Below are 14,450 nucleotides of genomic sequence, written 5' to 3'. Positions count from 1 at the left end.
CCCCGCTGCGTGGCGGGCGGCGTTCATGGCCACCAGATCGGGATCACCGATCCCGCCAGCAGCGCGCCGAGCAGGCCGTTCGTCACGGCCCATTGCCGCTCGGTCCGCAGCCGCCGCCCCATCGCGCGCCCGGCGGCGCACCAGAAGGACAGGGCCAGCAGCGCAAAGCCGACGAAGGTGCCGCCCAGCAGCAGGGCCAGCCCCGCCGGGCTCGCGGCCAGGCCAGAGAAGGAGGCGGCGGCACCCAGGGTCACCGCCCAGGCCTTGGGGTTCTGGCAGGTGAAGAGGAGGCCGAGCAGCAAGCCGGCGGGCGCCGCCGCCTCGCCACGGCGCGGCGCGCCGCTGCAGGCGATGCGCCAGGCGAGCCACAGGAGATAGCCGCTGCCCACGAGCCGCAATGCCGTCTGCGCCGAGGGCGCCAGCAGCAGCGCCGCGCCCAGCCCGCCTCCCGCCGCGGCGGCCATCAGGCCGAGGCCGAGGGCAAGCCCGGCCACCAGCGGCAGGGAACGCGCGAAGCCGAAGCGCGCGCCGGAGGCGATGGCCATCACCGTGGCGCTGCCCGGGGTGACGGTGGCGATGGCGGCGAAGAGCAGCAGCGGCCAGAATCCGTTCATGCGCCGATCCTCCGAAAGCGCGGCCATGCTTCGCCGTCGCCGCCCGGATCCGCCAGCCACGCCTCCCCCGAACTGTGGCGCCGGACTGCCGACACAGTTGCTGCCAGCACCGGCACGCCTCGCCTTGCTGGCGGCCCGCCGCGCGCCGATGCTGGACGGATCGCGTCCCAGGGAGGCGCCGCCATGGCCCAGAGCTCCATCCCCGCCGCACCGGCCCGGCCGGCCCTGCGCCTCGTCCTCGGCGGGCATGCGCGGCTTTCCGTCGAGATCGACCGGCAGGCGCCGGAGCCGCTCGCCCACCAGATCGCCGGGCGGCTGGCGGAGCTGATCCGGGCCGGCACGCTGCCGCACGGGGCGCGGCTTCCCTCCATCCGCGCGCTGGCCCACCGCACCGGCATCGGCGTGCACAGCGTGGTGGAGGCCTATGCGCGGCTGGCCGCCATGGGCCTCGCCATCTCCCGCGCCGGCTCTGGCGTCTATGTCATCCGCCCGGCGGCGCTGCCGCCGCCGGCGCCGCTCCCCGCGCCGGACCCGACCCTGGCCGAAGGCGTCGCCATGGCCATGCTGGAGGCGCGGGAGGACGTGCTCTGCCCCGGCGGGGGCGTGCTGCCCGAGGCCTGGACGGAGGGCGCCTGGCAGGGCGGGGTGCTCTCCCGCTTCGCGCGGCACCTGCCGGCGCATCTCGGGCGCGTGGCGCCGCCGCAGGGCGGGGCGGCCATCCGGCAGCATGTCTGCCAGCGCCTGGCGACGCGCGGCATCACCGTGCCGCCGGACCGCGTGCTGATGACGGCGGGCGGCACGCAGGCGCTGCAGCTCGTGGTGCAGACCTTCCTCGCCCCCGGCGACACGGTGCTGGTCGAGGACCCCGGCTACTTCATGCTCTTCCCGATGCTGGAGCAGCGTGGCCTGCGGCTGGTGCCGGTGGAGCGCCGGCCGGACGGCCCCTGCCTGGAGGCGCTGGAACGCGCCTGCCGCACGGAGGCGCCGAAGGCCTTCTTCCTGCAGCCCGTGCTGCACAACCCGACGGGCTGGACCGCCTCTGCCGCCAATCTCCACCGCCTGCTGCGCATCGCCGAGCGCCACAACCTGCTGCTGGTGGAGGATGACGCGCATGGCGACCTGCATGGCGGCGAGCCGGTGCGGCTCATGCAGCTCGACGGCGGCGCCTGCGTCATCCATGTCGCCAGCTTCACCAAGCTGATCGGCCAGGGCACGCGCACCGGCTTCCTCGCCGCCTCGGCGAAGCGCGTGCAGGCGCTGCTGCGCACCAAGATCACCACCAGCCTCACCGGCTCCGGCGTCGAGGAGCAGCTGCTGCTGGAGATGCTCTGCTCCGGCCAGTACCGGCGCCACCTGGAGGCGCTGCGCGCGCGCCTCTCCACCGCACGCGGCCTGGTGGCGGAGCGCCTGCGCAGCCTCGGCTTCACCATCGCGGCGGGGGAGGACGGCATGTTCCTCTGGGCGGAGGCGCCGCCCGGCGCGCGGGACGACCTCGTCCTCGCCGCGCGCGACCGCTGCCTGGTGCTTGCGGGGGGCGCGCTGTTCCGGCCCTGCCGCCAGCCCAGCCGCCACTTCCGCTTCAATGTCGGCCGCAGCACGGATCCGCGCATCCCGGAGCTGCTGGGCGCCCTGCTGCGGGAAGGGGAGGCATGACGCCGCGGCCGCACCAGGGGGCGCTGGCCGCCGTCCTGGCCGGCGGCGCCGTCATGAGCGTGGCCCTGGGCGCGCGACAGAGCTTCGGCCTCTATCTCGATCCGCTGACGCGTGGCGGCCATTCCCTTGGGCTCGTCGCCTTCGCCATCGCCCTGCACAACCTGACCTGGGGCCTCGCCCAGCCCTTCGCGGGCGCGGCCTCCGATCGCTTCGGGCCGATGCCGGTGGTCGCGGCAGGCGCCGTGCTCTATGCCGCCGGCCTTTCACTCGTCGCCCTCTCCGCCTCACCGGTCGCGCTGGTGATCGGCATGGGGCTGCTGGTGGGGCTGGGTATCAGCGGCACCAGCTTCGGCGTGGTGCTGGCGGCGCTTGGCCGCGCCGTGCCGGCGGAGCGGCGCAGCCTGGCGATGGGGCTGGCCAGCGCCGCGGGCTCGCTCGGCCAGGCGCTGCTGGTGCCCTTCGCGCAGGGCATGGCGCAGCGCTCGGGGATGGCCGCCTCGCTCCTGGCCCTGGCCGGCTTCCTGATCGCGGTCGCGCCGCTCGGGCTGCTGCTCGGCCGCCCGGCGGCCGGCCCGCCGGCCGAGCCGCCCATGCCGCTGCGGGCTGCCCTGGCGCAGGCGCTGGGTCACCGCGGCTATCGCCTGCTGACCCTTGGCTTCTTCACCTGCGGCTTCCAGCTTGCCTTCATCGGCACGCATCTGCCGGCCTATCTCAGCCTCTGCGGCATGCCGGCCGGTACGGGCGCGCTGGCGCTGGCGGCGATCGGGCTGTTCAACATGCTCGGAAGCTGGGCCTGCGGCTGGCTGGGCGGCCGCTTTTCGCAGCAGCATGTGCTGGGCTGGCTCTACCTCCTCCGCGGCGCCGTCATCCTTGGCTTCTACCTGGCGCCGAAGTCGGCGGCGGTCGCCCTAGTCTTCGCTGCGGCGATGGGGCTGATGTGGCTGGGCACCGTGCCGCTGACGAGCGGCCTTGTGGCGAGGGTCTTCGGCACGCGCCATCTCGGCACGCTGTTCGGCCTATGCTTCCTCAGCCATCAGATCGGGTCCTTCCTCGGCTCCTGGTCGGGCGGGCTCGTCTTCGACCGCACAGGCTCCTATGGGGCCGTATGGCTGGCCACCGCCATCGCCGGCTTTGTGGCCGCCGCCCTCCATTTCCCGATCGACGGCACGCCGGCGCAGCAGGCCGTGCCCCGCGCTGCCGGACGGGCATGGCGCCGGTGGCCGGCACTGCGGTGAGGCGGGGCGGCGCCTCGCCGGCGGCATGCCGGCGCTATCCGCCGGGAGCCCCTGCCACATGCTGGCCAGGGGCCCAGGTCGTCCGGCAGCCGTTATCCCTTCCGGCCGTAGACCACCACCCGCGAACCGCGACGGAACTGCTCGTAGTCGCCTTCGGGGCTGGGCAGCACCGACACTTCCGAAAAGCCGAAATTCTTCATCAGGGAGACGACCGCATTCAGGGAGGGGATCAGCGCGACTTCCGTCGAGCCTCCCTCGCGGGCGCTGGCATAGTCCGGCGAAAGGGCGAACACACCCTGGACCGGCCGGACGTTGTAGTAGGCGCCATCCTCGATCTGGCCGCTGATGTCGTAAGGATAGACCTGGGTTTCGATCAGGATGTGCTTGCGGCTCATCTGGCTGGCGAGACGCAGCGTGTGGACCGGATTCTCCAGATGATAGAGCAGGCCGAAGAGCAGCACGAAATCGGCCGTCTGCGCGGGATCGAACTCCATCTTCTGGAGATCGGCCTGGACGTACTCGACATTCGTTGCGCCCATCGCCTCGGTGATGGCACGCGCTGCGGTGAGACTGGAATCCCGGAACTCGTATCCCCTCACGCTCTTGAAGTGCCTGGCGAGCGCGAGCGAGTAGAAACCTTCATGGGAGGCGAGATCGAAGGCGCTGAGGGCGCCGGCATCCGGCACCTGTTCGCGAATCACCCCAAGGAGCTTTTCCAGGCGCGACTGGTGGATGGGGAAGACTTCCGGCGAAAGGTCATGCTGGGTCTTGGTGCCATCGGGGAGTTCGAACTCGTAGAACCAGCGCCGGTTCTTGATCCATTTGAGCCGCTCAACTGCCGTTTGATCCATTCCGCATATCCTTGGCGAGGTTCAGAAAATCGGGAGGAATCCGGTTGCTGGCGCTGCTGGCCGGCAGACGGGGCCAAGCAACTCCTGGCTGAGTTCTCCCGGATGTGAAGGCGGGGTTCTGGAGTGGTCAGGCTGCAGCCCGCTCCATCCGGCCGGGAATGAGCGGGCCGCCTGCGCGGTGCAAGCCGTGGCGGCCGGGGCAGACATTCGGGAAAGCGGAGGCACCACGGCAGGGAATGCCGGCAGGTGGCAGGCCGCTGGCCGGATGGGGGCAGGGACCCCGGGCCGGGCTGCTGGCGCGCAAGGGTCAGGCACGGTGCGGCCGGAGCCGGGTCTCGCAGCATGCTGCCCGACATGATCCGGCGGACAGCCCTGAACCCGGATCCTCGGAGAAGAGTGGCAGGGGGCAGGCCGGCAGCGCCACCAGGCCGGCCACAGCATGCCCTGGCTTGAATGCCCCGGTGCATCTCTGCCTCGCTCTGTGGGCCATCGGGACATCTCGCTCCTCATGAGTTTAGCAGGAGTGTCCACCCAGAAGAGAAAGGTCCAGCATCATCCCCAAGGGCCGATGGCTCGATGCAGAGCATTCGTCCGGCGCTGCAGCCCCAAAGGGCCTTTAGGCCGCCCAATATGTTCTCCGGCCGATATTGGCAAGAGCGGAAATGGTCAAGCCTCTGGCCGCCTGGGCCCGCCTGATCCGCGCTTCCGGCGCGCGATGCATTGCCGCGGCTGTGGAGCCGGCGCATGAAGCCCGTGCGCCAGCGGCTCGGGCCGCAGCAACGAGGCCGGCCGCGCGAGTCTCTACACCGCCGGGCCGGCCTCGGCCCGCCGTTGCTCCGCGCTGACATAACGCTTCGGCAGGCCGGCACGCGCCAGTGCACCATACATGGCCTCGCCGGGGAGTGCCGCGGCCACCTGCCGTCGCACCGCCAGCAGCGCCTCGAGGTCCACGCCGGTGCGCAGGCCCATGGAATCCAGCATGAAGCAGAGATCTTCCATGACGATGTTGCCGGTCGCTCCCGGCGCGAAGGGGCAGCCGCCGAGACCGCCCAGCGAGGCGTCGAAGCGCCGCACGCCACAGTCCAGCGCGGCCGCGACATTGGCAAGGCCGGTGCCGCGCGTGTCATGGAAATGCGCGGCCAACGGCAGGGCGCCCAGATCGGTCCGCAGCGCATCGAACACCACCCGCACCTGGGCCGGATCTCCGTAGCCGACGGTGTCAGCGATGATCAGTTCCTGCGCCCCCGCCTCAGCCAGCAGCGTGGCGTAGTGCCGCACCGCGTCAGCCGGCACCGGGCCTTCGAAGGAGCAGCCGAAGGCGGTGGAAAGGCCGCCGACCAGCATGGGCCGCCGCTCCGGTGGCAGGGCCACCAGCATGGCGGCGATGCGCCGGAAATCGGCGAGGGATTCTTCCCGCTCGCGCCGTACGTTGTTCAGGTTGTGCGTGCGGCTGACTGACATCACGAAGTTGATCTTTCCGACGCCGGCTGCCACCGCACGCTCGGCGCCCTTCAGGTTGGGCACCAGCGCGGCGGTTTCCAGACCCGGCAGGCGCACGGCGGCAGCAGCCACTTCCGGCGCATCGGCGAACTGAGCGATCACGGCCGGCGGAACGAAGGAGGTCACCTCGATCTCGGACACGCCTGCTGCCACCTCGGCCTCGACCCAGGCGATCTTGGCGGGCGTCGGCATGAAGCCGCCGATGATCTGGATGCCGTCCCGCAGCCCCACCTCGCGCACCGTCACATCCGTCTCTGCCATGCGGTTTTCCTTCCCTGGGGCTGGTCTGCGGGCCCGGAGCCGCATGACGAATGCCCATTGACCATTCCATGGAACCGTTTCATCGTCTGTTTGACAAGAGGGCTCGCGGTCGTTGCCGCTGCACGAAGCCTTGGCTGGGAGGAAGAGAATCGTGAACCGCATTGGCATCGATGTCGGCGGCACCTTCACCGACGTCGTCCTGATCGAGGATGACGGCCGGGCGCACAGCGTCAAGGTCCCCACCACCCCGCGGGACCGTGTCATCGGTGCCGTGGCAGGGTTTCGCCGCGTGCTGGAAGTGTCGGGAATCGCCGCCGAGACGGTAGGCTTCGTCGGGCACGGCACCACCATGGCGACCAACATGGTGGTCGAGGGCACCGGCGCGAAGACGGCGCTGGTCACCACGCGCGGCTTCCGCGACATTCTCGAACTGCGCCGTATTGCGCGGCACGACCGCGCCGATCTCTACGACCTCCTGTTCGACAATCCGAAGCCCCTGGTGGCGCGCCGCCACCGCTATGAAGTGCCGGAACGGCTGGATCATCGTGGCGGTGTCGAGCTGCCACTCGACATGCAGGCGCTTGCCGAGGTTGCCGAGGCCATCGCCGCCAGTGATGTCGAGGCCGTGGCGGTCTGCTTCCTGCACGCCTTCATCAATCCCGCGCATGAGCAGACGGCGGCGCACTTCCTGGCCGAGCGGCTGCCGGGCCGCTTCATCACCGCCTCGCATGCCGTGAATCCCGAGCTCGGCGAGTATGAGCGCACCAGCACGACGATCATGAACGCCATGCTGGGGCCGATCTGTGCGCGCTACATCCGCAATCTCGGCGGTGAGCTGCAGCGGGCCGGCTTCCATGGCGAGCTGATGTTCATGCAGTCCAATGGCGGGCTCGCCCATGCCGAGATGGTCGCCGCGCGCCCGGTCATGCTGCTGGAATCCGGCCCCGCCGGCGGCGTCAGCGCCGCCCTGCGGCTTTCCGACCCGGAGGCTGCCGGTGTCATCCTCGGGGACATGGGCGGCACGACCTTCGACGTCTCGCTGATCCGTGAGGGGCGGCCGGAACTGCGCCATTCCAGCCTTTTGCACAGCTATGCCGTGCGGGCGCCCAGCATTGATATCGATTCCATCGGCGCCGGCGGCGGCTCCATCGCCTGGATCGACGCGGGCGGCGGCGTGCGCATCGGGCCGCAGAGCGCAGGCGCCGATCCCGGCCCCGCCTGCTACGGCCGCGGCGGCACGCGCCCCACCGTCACCGACTGCAACCTCGTGCTCGGCTACATCGATCCCGACACCTTCCTCGACGGCGGCTTCCGGCTCGATGTGGCGGCGGCGGAGGCGGCGATCCGCACGCATCTCGCCGAGCCGCTCGGTATGCCGGTGCTGCGGGCGGCGCGCACCGTGCGCGCGGTCGCCAATGCGCTGATGGCGCAGGCGATGCGCCTGATGACGGTGGAGCGCGGCTATGATCCGCGCGAGTTCTCCTACCTGTGCTTCGGCGGTGCCGGCCCGCTGCATGCGCTGGATCTGGCGCGCGAGCTGGAGATCCGCCGGGTCATCGTGCCGCCGCTCCCCGGGCTGTTCAGCGCCCTCGGCATGGTGCTGGCCGATCGCAAGACCGATGGGCAGGCGGCCGTGGAGCGCGAGCTTTCCTCCATGGACGTGGCCTGGCTCGAACAGCGCTTCGCTGCGCTGGAAGGGGAGGTGCTGGCGAGCTTCCGCGCCGGCGGCATCGCGCCGGAGCAGATCACGCTGCGCCGCGGCCTCGACTGCCGCTATGCCGGGCAACCGGATTCCATCGCCATCGACCTGCCGCCCGAGGGTTTCAGCGGTATCGGCCATGCCTTCGCGGCGGCGCATCAGCGCCTGTGGAACTTCACCAAGCCTGATCAGTCCATCATCGTCAACAACCTGCGCATCGAGGGGCAATCCCGCACCGGCTGGCGCGGCGAGCTGCGCGTCGGCACGCCGAAGCCGAGGCCCGAGCCGTGGAAGACACGCGACGTGGCGCTCGGCGAGGCACCGCAGACCCTGCCGGTCTGGCGCCGCCGCGACCTGCCGGCGGGCTTCCGCATCGCCGGCCCCGCCGTTGTCGAGGAGCAGAGCAGCTGCATCATCCTCGGCCCTGGCGAGAGTGCCGAGGTGGATGCGGCGCTGAACCTCGTCATCGGGCTGTAAAGGGCGGCAGGGAGCAGAGACATGGACATCGTCACCTACGAGATCCTGCGCAACGGCCTCTACGCCACCGCGCGCGAAATGAAGATCGCGATGATGCGCACGGCCGGCAGCCCGATCGTGCATTCCGGCGGAGATGCCTCGGCGGCGCTGTTCGATGCCGAGATGCAGCTCGTCGCGCAGGGCAACGACATCCCGACCATGCTCGGTTCGGCCGTCATCTCGACCCGCGCCTCGGTCGAGGCGGTGGGCCGCGACAAGCTGCGCCCGGGCGACGTCATCATCTCCAACGACGTCTATCTCGGCGGCGGCAATCACCAGCCGGACATCCAGTTCACCCGCCCGGTCTTCGTGGATAACGAGATCGTCGCCTTCGTCATGACGCGCGGCCACTGGACCGATATCGGTGGCCAGGCGCCCGGCAGCTACACCTGCATGACCTGGGATGTCTTCGCCGAGGGTGTCCGCATCCCGCCCGTGTTGCTCTACCGGGAGGACAAGCCGGTGGAGGACGTGATGACGCTGATCGTGCAGAACACGCGCGATCCCGCCGTGCGGCTGCTCGACATTCAGGCGCAGTATGCCGGCTGCTATGTGGGGGACCGGCGCGTCGTCGAGATGGTGCGCAAATACGGCAAGGAGGCGCTGCGCGAGACCATGGCGCGCGCCCTTGATCATTCCGAGCGGCTGATGCGCGAGGCGATCCGCGCCATCCCCGACGGCATCTACGAGGCGGAGGATGCGCTGGAGCCGGTGGCCGGCCCCGCCGGTTGGCCGACCGAGCCGATCCCGCTGAAGGTGAAGATCACCAAGCAGGGCGACCGCATCGACTTTGACTATGCCGGCACCGGTGCGCAGACGCGCGGTGGCATCAACTGCCCCTTCTCCGTCACCTGCAACAGCACCTGGTTCACGGTGAAGGCGATCACCGACGTCACCATCCCGATCAACCAGGGCTGCTACCGGCCGGTCGGCATCGCCGCGCCCGAGGGCAGCGTGGTGAACTGCCGCTTCCCCGCGCCGGTGGTGGCGGGGAACACCGAGACCTCGCCGCGCATCATCGATCTGCTGTTGAAGGCGCTAGCGCCCGCCGTGCCCAAGCGGGTGGTGGGCCAGAGCAACTGCGGCGCCTTCTCCGGCATTTTCGGCGGTGACGACCCGGATGAGGAGCGGGTGCGCCGCACCGGCCGCAAGTTCGTCGGCATGATCGATCCGCATGCCGGCGGAATGGGCGCCCGGGCGGACAAGGACGGCGTCAACGGCATCCGTGTCTATGTCGGCAATGCCGGCAGCACGGCGGTGGAGATCATCGAGCAGACTTCGCCGCTGCTGGTCGAGGAGTGGTCGCTGGTGCCGGATACCGGCGGCGCCGGCGAGTTCCGCGGCGGCCTCACCTCGCGCCGCGTCTATCGCGTAGGCTATGAGGAAGCCACCTTCACCGCCTGCGGCGAGCGCGGCATCCACCCGCCGCTCGGCCAGTTCGGCGGCGGCGCCGGCAGCACTTTCCTCTGCGACATCCAGCACAGCGACGGCAGCGAGCAGCGGGTGCCGGCCAAGGCGGGGCATTCCATCGTCCACCGTGGCGACCGCGTGCGGCTGCAGCCCGCCGGCAGCGGCGGCTATGGCGATCCGCGCCGGCGGCCGCGCCAGAAGCTGCTGGACGATCTGCGCGACGGCTACATCACCGCCGCTGCCCTGACGCGCGACTACTTCCTCTCCGAGGCCGAGGCGGCGGCGCTGCTGGCCGAGGCGGGGCAGCCGGAGCGGGCGCATGGCTGAGGCGCTTCCGCTCGACGGCGTCTTCGTGGTCGAGATCAGCCACAGCCTGGCCGGTCCCTTCGCGGGCATGGTGCTGGCCGATCTCGGCGCCACGGTCCTGAAGGTGGAGAGCGCCGGCCGCGGGGACCATGCGCGCGACTGGGGGCCGCCCTATGTCGATGGCGCGGCGGTGCTCTTCCATGCGGTCAACCGCGGCAAGAGCAGCGTCTGCGTCGATCTGCGCGACCCCTCCACCGCCGCCGCGCTGCGCCGGCTGATCCTGGAGCGCGCCGATGTGGTGCTGCAGAACCTGAAATACGGCACGGTGGAAAGCGTCGGGCTGGGCGGTGAGGAACTCGCCGCCGAGAAGCCGGAGCTGGTCTACTGCAATCTGGGCGCCTTCGGGCGCACCGGTCCGCTGCGCGATCGGCCCGGCTACGATCCGCTGATCCAGGCGGCCAGCGGGCTGATGAGCATGATCGGTCATCCCGGCGAGCCGCCGAGCCGGGTGCCGGTCGCCATCAACGACATCGGCACCGGCATCTGGGCGGCGCTGGGCGTGCTGGCGGCGCTGCTGCGGCGGCGTGCCAGCGGGCGCGGCAGCGTGGTGGACGTCTCCCTCTACGAGACCGCGCTGGCCTGGATGACCGTGCCTGCCTCGGACTTCCTGGCCAGCGGCGTGCTGCCGCGGCGGCTGGGTTCCGGCGTCGGCAATATCGTGCCCTACCAGGCCTTCGACTGCGCCGACGGCAGGCTGCTGATCGCCGCCGGCAACGACCGGCTGTTCGGCCGGCTTTGCCAGGTGCTCGGCTGCGCGGAGCTCGCGACCGATGCCCGTTTCGCCACCAATGGCGGCCGCGTCGCGCAGCGCGATGCGCTGATCGCGCTGCTGGCGCCGCTGGTGCGTCAGCGCAGCATGGCGGAGCTGGCCGCGGCGCTGCAGGAGGCGGGCGTGCCCTGCGGGCCGGTCAACACCGTCGATGCCGCGCTGGCGGATCCGCAGACCGCGGCGCTCGGCATGGTGGCGGCGATGCCGGGCGAGGGGGTCCGTACCATCCCGCTGCCGCTGAGCTTCGACGGCCGGCGCCCGCCGCTGGCCGGCCGCGCGCCGCGCCTCGGCGAACAGCAGGACAGTTTGCTCTCAACAGGAAAGACGGTGCCATGAGACTGGCCGCGCTGGACCAGCCCTTCGAGACCCTTGCGCTCAGCGAGCCCGGCGAGCGGATGCTGCTGATCACGCTGAACCGGCCCGAGCGCGCCAACGCCATGAACACCACCATGGGCGAGGAACTGATCCGCGCCTTCGCTGCGCTGGAGGCGGCGCCCGAGGCCTATCGCTGCGTCGTGCTGACCGGCGCCGGCGACCGCGCCTTCTGCGCCGGCGCCGACCTCAAGGAGCGCGACGGCATGGATGACGCCGCCTTCGCGCGGCAGCACTACATGTTCGAGCGGATGATGCGCGCCATCCTCGCCTGCCCGCCGCCGCTGATCGGCGCCATCAACGGCGCCGCCTTCGCCGGCGGGCTGGAGATCGCGCTCTCCTGCGACTTCTGCTTTGCCTCCAGCGCCGCCCGTTTCGCGCTGACGGAGGTAACGCGGGGCATCATGCCCGGCGGCGGTGGCACGCAGCACCTGCCGCGCGCCATCGGCGAGCGCCGCGCGAAGGAGCTGATCTTCACCGGCCGGCCCTTCTCGGCCGAGGAGGCGCTGGCCTGGGGCGTGGTCAACCGGCTCTGCGCGCCGGGCGCGGTGCTGGACACCGTGCTCGAGGTCGCAGCCGCCATCGCCGGCAACGCGCCCATTTCCATCCGGCAGGCAAAGAAGGCCATCAGCCGCGGCCTGCAGGCTGATCTCAATACCGGCATGCTCTTCGAGATCGAAGCCTACTACCAGCTGATCCCGACCGCCGACCGGCGCGAGGGCATCGCAGCCTACAACGAGAAGCGCAAGCCGGTCTTCAAGGGAGCCTGACGCGGGACGAACCGGCGCGGGCATTCGCATCGTGGAGGAGACCGACCATGACGAACAGGATCATTCCGGCGCCGCCTTCGGCGCCTTGGCTGACGCGGCGGCGCCTGCTGGCGGCCGGCGCGGCGGTGGCGGCCGCGCCGCTGGCCCGCCCGGCACTGGCTGAGGCGGGGTGGCGGCCGAGCCACCCCGTGCGCATCCTGGTGCCATTCCCGCCCGGCGGCGCAACCGACATGCTGGCGCGGCTGATCTCGCAGAAGATCGGCAACCGGCTTGGCCAGCCGCTGGTCATCGAGAACCGGCCCGGTGCCAGTGGCATTATCGCCACCCAGAACCTGCTGAATGCGCCGGCCGACGGGCACAGCCTGCTGCTGGCCACCGCCGACACGCACACCGTCATGCCGGCGGCCAACAAGAAGCTGCCCTACAAGGTGTCCGAGTTCGTGCCGGTGACGGGCGTCGCCTATGTGGTGTTCGCGCTGGTGGCGCGCCCGGGTCTGAAGGTCACGGACGTGCCCTCGCTGGTCCGGCTGGCGAAGGCAGCGCGGCCGCCCCTGACCTATGCCTCCTATGGCGTGGCCAGCGCCTCCCATGCGGCCGGCGAGATGTTCAAGCAGGCGGCGGGCGTCGACATGGTGCATGTGCCCTATCAGGGTGCCGGGCCAGGGGTGACGGCGATCACCGCCGATCAGGTGGACGTCATGATGGTGCCGGTGGCCGTCTCCTACCCGCAGCGGGAGCGGCTGCGCATGCTGGGCGTGGCCTCCGGCCAGCGCTTCGCCATGGTGCCCGACCTGCCCACGCTGGAGGAGCAGGGGGTGCCGCTGGTGGCCGATGCCTGGATCGGCCTGCTGGCCGCGCCCGGCACGCCGAAACCGGTTGCCGAAAGCATCAACGCGGCGCTGGGCGAGGCGCTCGACACGCCGGATTTCGCCGAGGCCCTGCGCACCAACGGCTTCAGCGCCCTGGGCTACGGGCCTGAGCGCTTCGCCAGCTATCTGAAGGAGGAGGACGAGCGCTGGGGCAAGGTGGTGCACGAGGCCGGCATCACCGTCGAGATCTAGCGCCCGGGCCAGCCGCCGGGCGGTTGCGCACCCGGCCGGCAAGCGCCATTAACTCCTGACAGAGAGACGATCGCGCCGCGCCCGCTTGCTCAACCGGGTGCGGCGCCGGCCGCAGGATTGCCTGTCATGAGTTCCCCGATAGGCCGCCGTTCCGGCACGGCCGCCGCACCGACGATCCGTGATGTTGCCGAAGTGGCCGGAGTCGGTCTCGGCACCGTCTCGCGCGTGATCAATGGCCGGCCGGAGGTCAGTCCGGAGCTGCGCGAGAGGGTGCTGGCGGCCATCCGCAGCCTTGGCTATGCGCCGGATGCCGCCGCGCAGAGCCTGCGCAGCGGCCAGAGCCGCAGCTTCGCCTGCGTGGTGCGCGACCTCACGGTACCGGTGCTGGCGAGCTTCGTGGACGGCATGCAGCAGGAGCTGGACAAGGTTGGCTACGGCCTGTTCGTCGCCTCCTCCTACCATGACCCGAAGCGTGAGGCGGCGCTGCTGGGCAGCTTCGTGCGGCGCCGGGTGGACGGCATCGTCATCGCCACGGCCTCGGAGCGGAAGCCGCAGGTGCTGCGCGCGCTGCGCGCCGTGCCGGTGCCGGTGACGCTGCTCGACCGCACGGCGCCGGCCGGGTTCGACAGCGTGCTGGTTGACCATGCCGCCGGCAGCGAGCAGGCGGTGGCGCGGCTGCTGGAACTGGGGCATCGCCGCATCGGCTTCATTTCCGGCGAGCCGACGGTGCGGGCAACGCGTGAGCGGCTGCGCGGCTTCGAGGCGGCCTTCGCCCGCCGCGGGCTGGCCGCGGACCCCGAGCTGCTGCGGCTCGGCAGTTTCGCCGCCGACTTCGCGCAGGAGGCGGCCATGGCGCTGCTGGATGGCCCAGAGCCGCCGAGCGCGTTCTTCGCCGCCGGCACGGCCCTGCTGCCCGGCCTGCTGCGGGCACTGCAGCTGCGCGGCCTGCGCATCCCGCAGGACATCTCCGTGGTCGCCGGTGCTGACAGCGAACTGGCGGCCTTCCATGTGCCGCCGATCTCGGTGGTGCGTTGGGACCATCGGGCCCTCGGCGTCTCCGCGGCGAGCTTCCTGCTCGGCCGCCTGGCGCAGCCCGACATGCCGCCCCGCTCGCTGATGGCCCCGACGGCCTTCCTCGACCGTGGGTCCTGCGCGCCGCCCGCTCGCGCGCCCGGGTCCACGGCCCGGGCGGCGCGCTAGCGCAGATCCCGTTCCGGTGGCATCATCGGAACGGGTGAAGATGCTCGTCAAAACAAAATGCTCTAGGCGGTGGTGACGATTTCCTGATCTGAGGGATTCCGCTGCTGAGCGGGGCGTGATTCAAGGCTGGCTTTTGGAGGCTGGCCTGGATGAGCGCGGACCCGGATGCGTTG

11 protein-coding genes are annotated in these 14,450 nt (G+C 71.1%); 8 read left to right on the top strand and 3 right to left on the bottom strand.

Going from position 1 to position 14,450, the window contains the following annotated elements:
* Nucleotides 1–23: 23 nt before the first annotated feature.
* Complete coding sequence (locus tag QMO56_RS20775; RefSeq protein WP_283528956.1) at nucleotides 24–614, bottom strand: LysE family translocator; 591 nt, start codon at nucleotides 612–614, stop codon at nucleotides 24–26.
* A gap of 183 nt (nucleotides 615–797) precedes the next feature.
* Between QMO56_RS20775 and QMO56_RS20770 the strand changes: the two genes are divergently transcribed.
* Nucleotides 798–2,267, top strand: coding sequence for a PLP-dependent aminotransferase family protein (locus QMO56_RS20770; RefSeq protein WP_283528955.1), 1,470 nt, complete (start codon nucleotides 798–800; stop codon nucleotides 2,265–2,267).
* A complete protein-coding gene (locus tag QMO56_RS20765) occupies nucleotides 2,264–3,502 on the top strand; it encodes an MFS transporter (RefSeq protein WP_283528953.1) in 1,239 nt (412 codons plus the stop codon). The genes QMO56_RS20770 and QMO56_RS20765 overlap by 4 nt, the downstream gene beginning before the upstream one ends.
* A 92-nt stretch (nucleotides 3,503–3,594) precedes the next feature.
* On the opposite strand, the gene QMO56_RS20760 is transcribed toward QMO56_RS20765, so the two are convergent.
* Nucleotides 3,595–4,353: a bifunctional 2-polyprenyl-6-hydroxyphenol methylase/3-demethylubiquinol 3-O-methyltransferase UbiG gene (locus tag QMO56_RS20760; RefSeq protein ID WP_283528951.1), complete on the bottom strand. Its 759-nt coding sequence runs from the start codon at nucleotides 4,351–4,353 to the stop codon at nucleotides 3,595–3,597.
* 801 nt (nucleotides 4,354–5,154) lie between these two features.
* Nucleotides 5,155–6,114 (bottom strand): hydroxymethylglutaryl-CoA lyase, encoded by a 960-nt coding sequence (locus tag QMO56_RS20755; RefSeq protein ID WP_283528949.1) that lies wholly within the window; start codon nucleotides 6,112–6,114, stop codon nucleotides 5,155–5,157.
* Nucleotides 6,115–6,265: 151 nt separating this feature from the next.
* Here QMO56_RS20755 and QMO56_RS20750 point away from each other — a divergent pair, with 151 nt between their 5' ends.
* The 6 genes from QMO56_RS20750 (at nucleotide 6,266) to QMO56_RS20725 (ending at nucleotide 14,277) form a co-directional block, all read left to right on the top strand.
* Nucleotides 6,266–8,290, top strand: a complete 2,025-nt coding sequence (locus tag QMO56_RS20750) for a hydantoinase/oxoprolinase family protein (RefSeq protein WP_283528947.1) — start codon at nucleotides 6,266–6,268, stop codon at nucleotides 8,288–8,290.
* Between the two features lie 21 nt (nucleotides 8,291–8,311).
* Complete coding sequence (locus tag QMO56_RS20745) at nucleotides 8,312–10,066, top strand: hydantoinase B/oxoprolinase family protein (protein ID WP_283528946.1); 1,755 nt, start codon at nucleotides 8,312–8,314, stop codon at nucleotides 10,064–10,066.
* Nucleotides 10,059–11,210: a CaiB/BaiF CoA-transferase family protein gene (locus QMO56_RS20740; RefSeq protein ID WP_283528944.1), complete on the top strand. Its 1,152-nt coding sequence runs from the start codon at nucleotides 10,059–10,061 to the stop codon at nucleotides 11,208–11,210. The genes QMO56_RS20745 and QMO56_RS20740 overlap by 8 nt, the downstream gene beginning before the upstream one ends.
* Nucleotides 11,207–12,016 carry an enoyl-CoA hydratase-related protein gene (locus QMO56_RS20735; protein ID WP_283528942.1) on the top strand — a complete coding sequence of 270 codons (810 nt, stop codon included), beginning with the start codon at nucleotides 11,207–11,209 and terminating at the stop codon, nucleotides 12,014–12,016. Before QMO56_RS20740 ends, QMO56_RS20735 begins: the two co-directional genes overlap by 4 nt.
* 47 nt (nucleotides 12,017–12,063) lie before the next feature.
* The gene (locus QMO56_RS20730) at nucleotides 12,064–13,077 is read left to right on the top strand and encodes a tripartite tricarboxylate transporter substrate binding protein (protein ID WP_283528940.1); all 1,014 of its coding nucleotides are present in this window, start codon (nucleotides 12,064–12,066) and stop codon (nucleotides 13,075–13,077) included.
* A gap of 126 nt (nucleotides 13,078–13,203) precedes the next feature.
* The gene (locus tag QMO56_RS20725; protein ID WP_283528938.1) at nucleotides 13,204–14,277 is read left to right on the top strand and encodes a LacI family DNA-binding transcriptional regulator; all 1,074 of its coding nucleotides are present in this window, start codon (nucleotides 13,204–13,206) and stop codon (nucleotides 14,275–14,277) included.
* Nucleotides 14,278–14,450 lie beyond the last annotated feature (173 nt).

This window comes from Roseomonas sp. E05 (assembly GCF_030063475.1).
Classification (GTDB): domain Bacteria; phylum Pseudomonadota; class Alphaproteobacteria; order Acetobacterales; family Acetobacteraceae; genus Pseudoroseomonas.
The sequence above is the reverse complement of the archived record's forward strand: the minus strand, read 5'-3'. Positions and strand labels throughout refer to the sequence as shown.

Excerpts from the sequence above, each read along its gene's own strand:
- QMO56_RS20775 (WP_283528956.1), bottom strand. The coding sequence starts at position 614 with ATGAACGGATTCTGGCCGCTGCTGCTCTTCGCCGCCATCGCCACCGTC.
- QMO56_RS20770 (WP_283528955.1), top strand. The coding sequence starts at position 798 with ATGGCCCAGAGCTCCATCCCCGCCGCACCGGCCCGGCCGGCCCTGCGC.
- QMO56_RS20765 (WP_283528953.1), top strand. The coding sequence starts at position 2,264 with ATGACGCCGCGGCCGCACCAGGGGGCGCTGGCCGCCGTCCTGGCCGGC.
- QMO56_RS20760 (WP_283528951.1), bottom strand. The coding sequence starts at position 4,353 with ATGGATCAAACGGCAGTTGAGCGGCTCAAATGGATCAAGAACCGGCGC.
- QMO56_RS20755 (WP_283528949.1), bottom strand. The coding sequence starts at position 6,114 with ATGGCAGAGACGGATGTGACGGTGCGCGAGGTGGGGCTGCGGGACGGC.
- QMO56_RS20745 (WP_283528946.1), top strand. The coding sequence starts at position 8,312 with ATGGACATCGTCACCTACGAGATCCTGCGCAACGGCCTCTACGCCACC.
- QMO56_RS20740 (WP_283528944.1), top strand. The coding sequence starts at position 10,059 with ATGGCTGAGGCGCTTCCGCTCGACGGCGTCTTCGTGGTCGAGATCAGC.
- QMO56_RS20735 (WP_283528942.1), top strand. The coding sequence starts at position 11,207 with ATGAGACTGGCCGCGCTGGACCAGCCCTTCGAGACCCTTGCGCTCAGC.
- QMO56_RS20730 (WP_283528940.1), top strand. The coding sequence starts at position 12,064 with ATGACGAACAGGATCATTCCGGCGCCGCCTTCGGCGCCTTGGCTGACG.
- QMO56_RS20725 (WP_283528938.1), top strand. The coding sequence starts at position 13,204 with ATGAGTTCCCCGATAGGCCGCCGTTCCGGCACGGCCGCCGCACCGACG.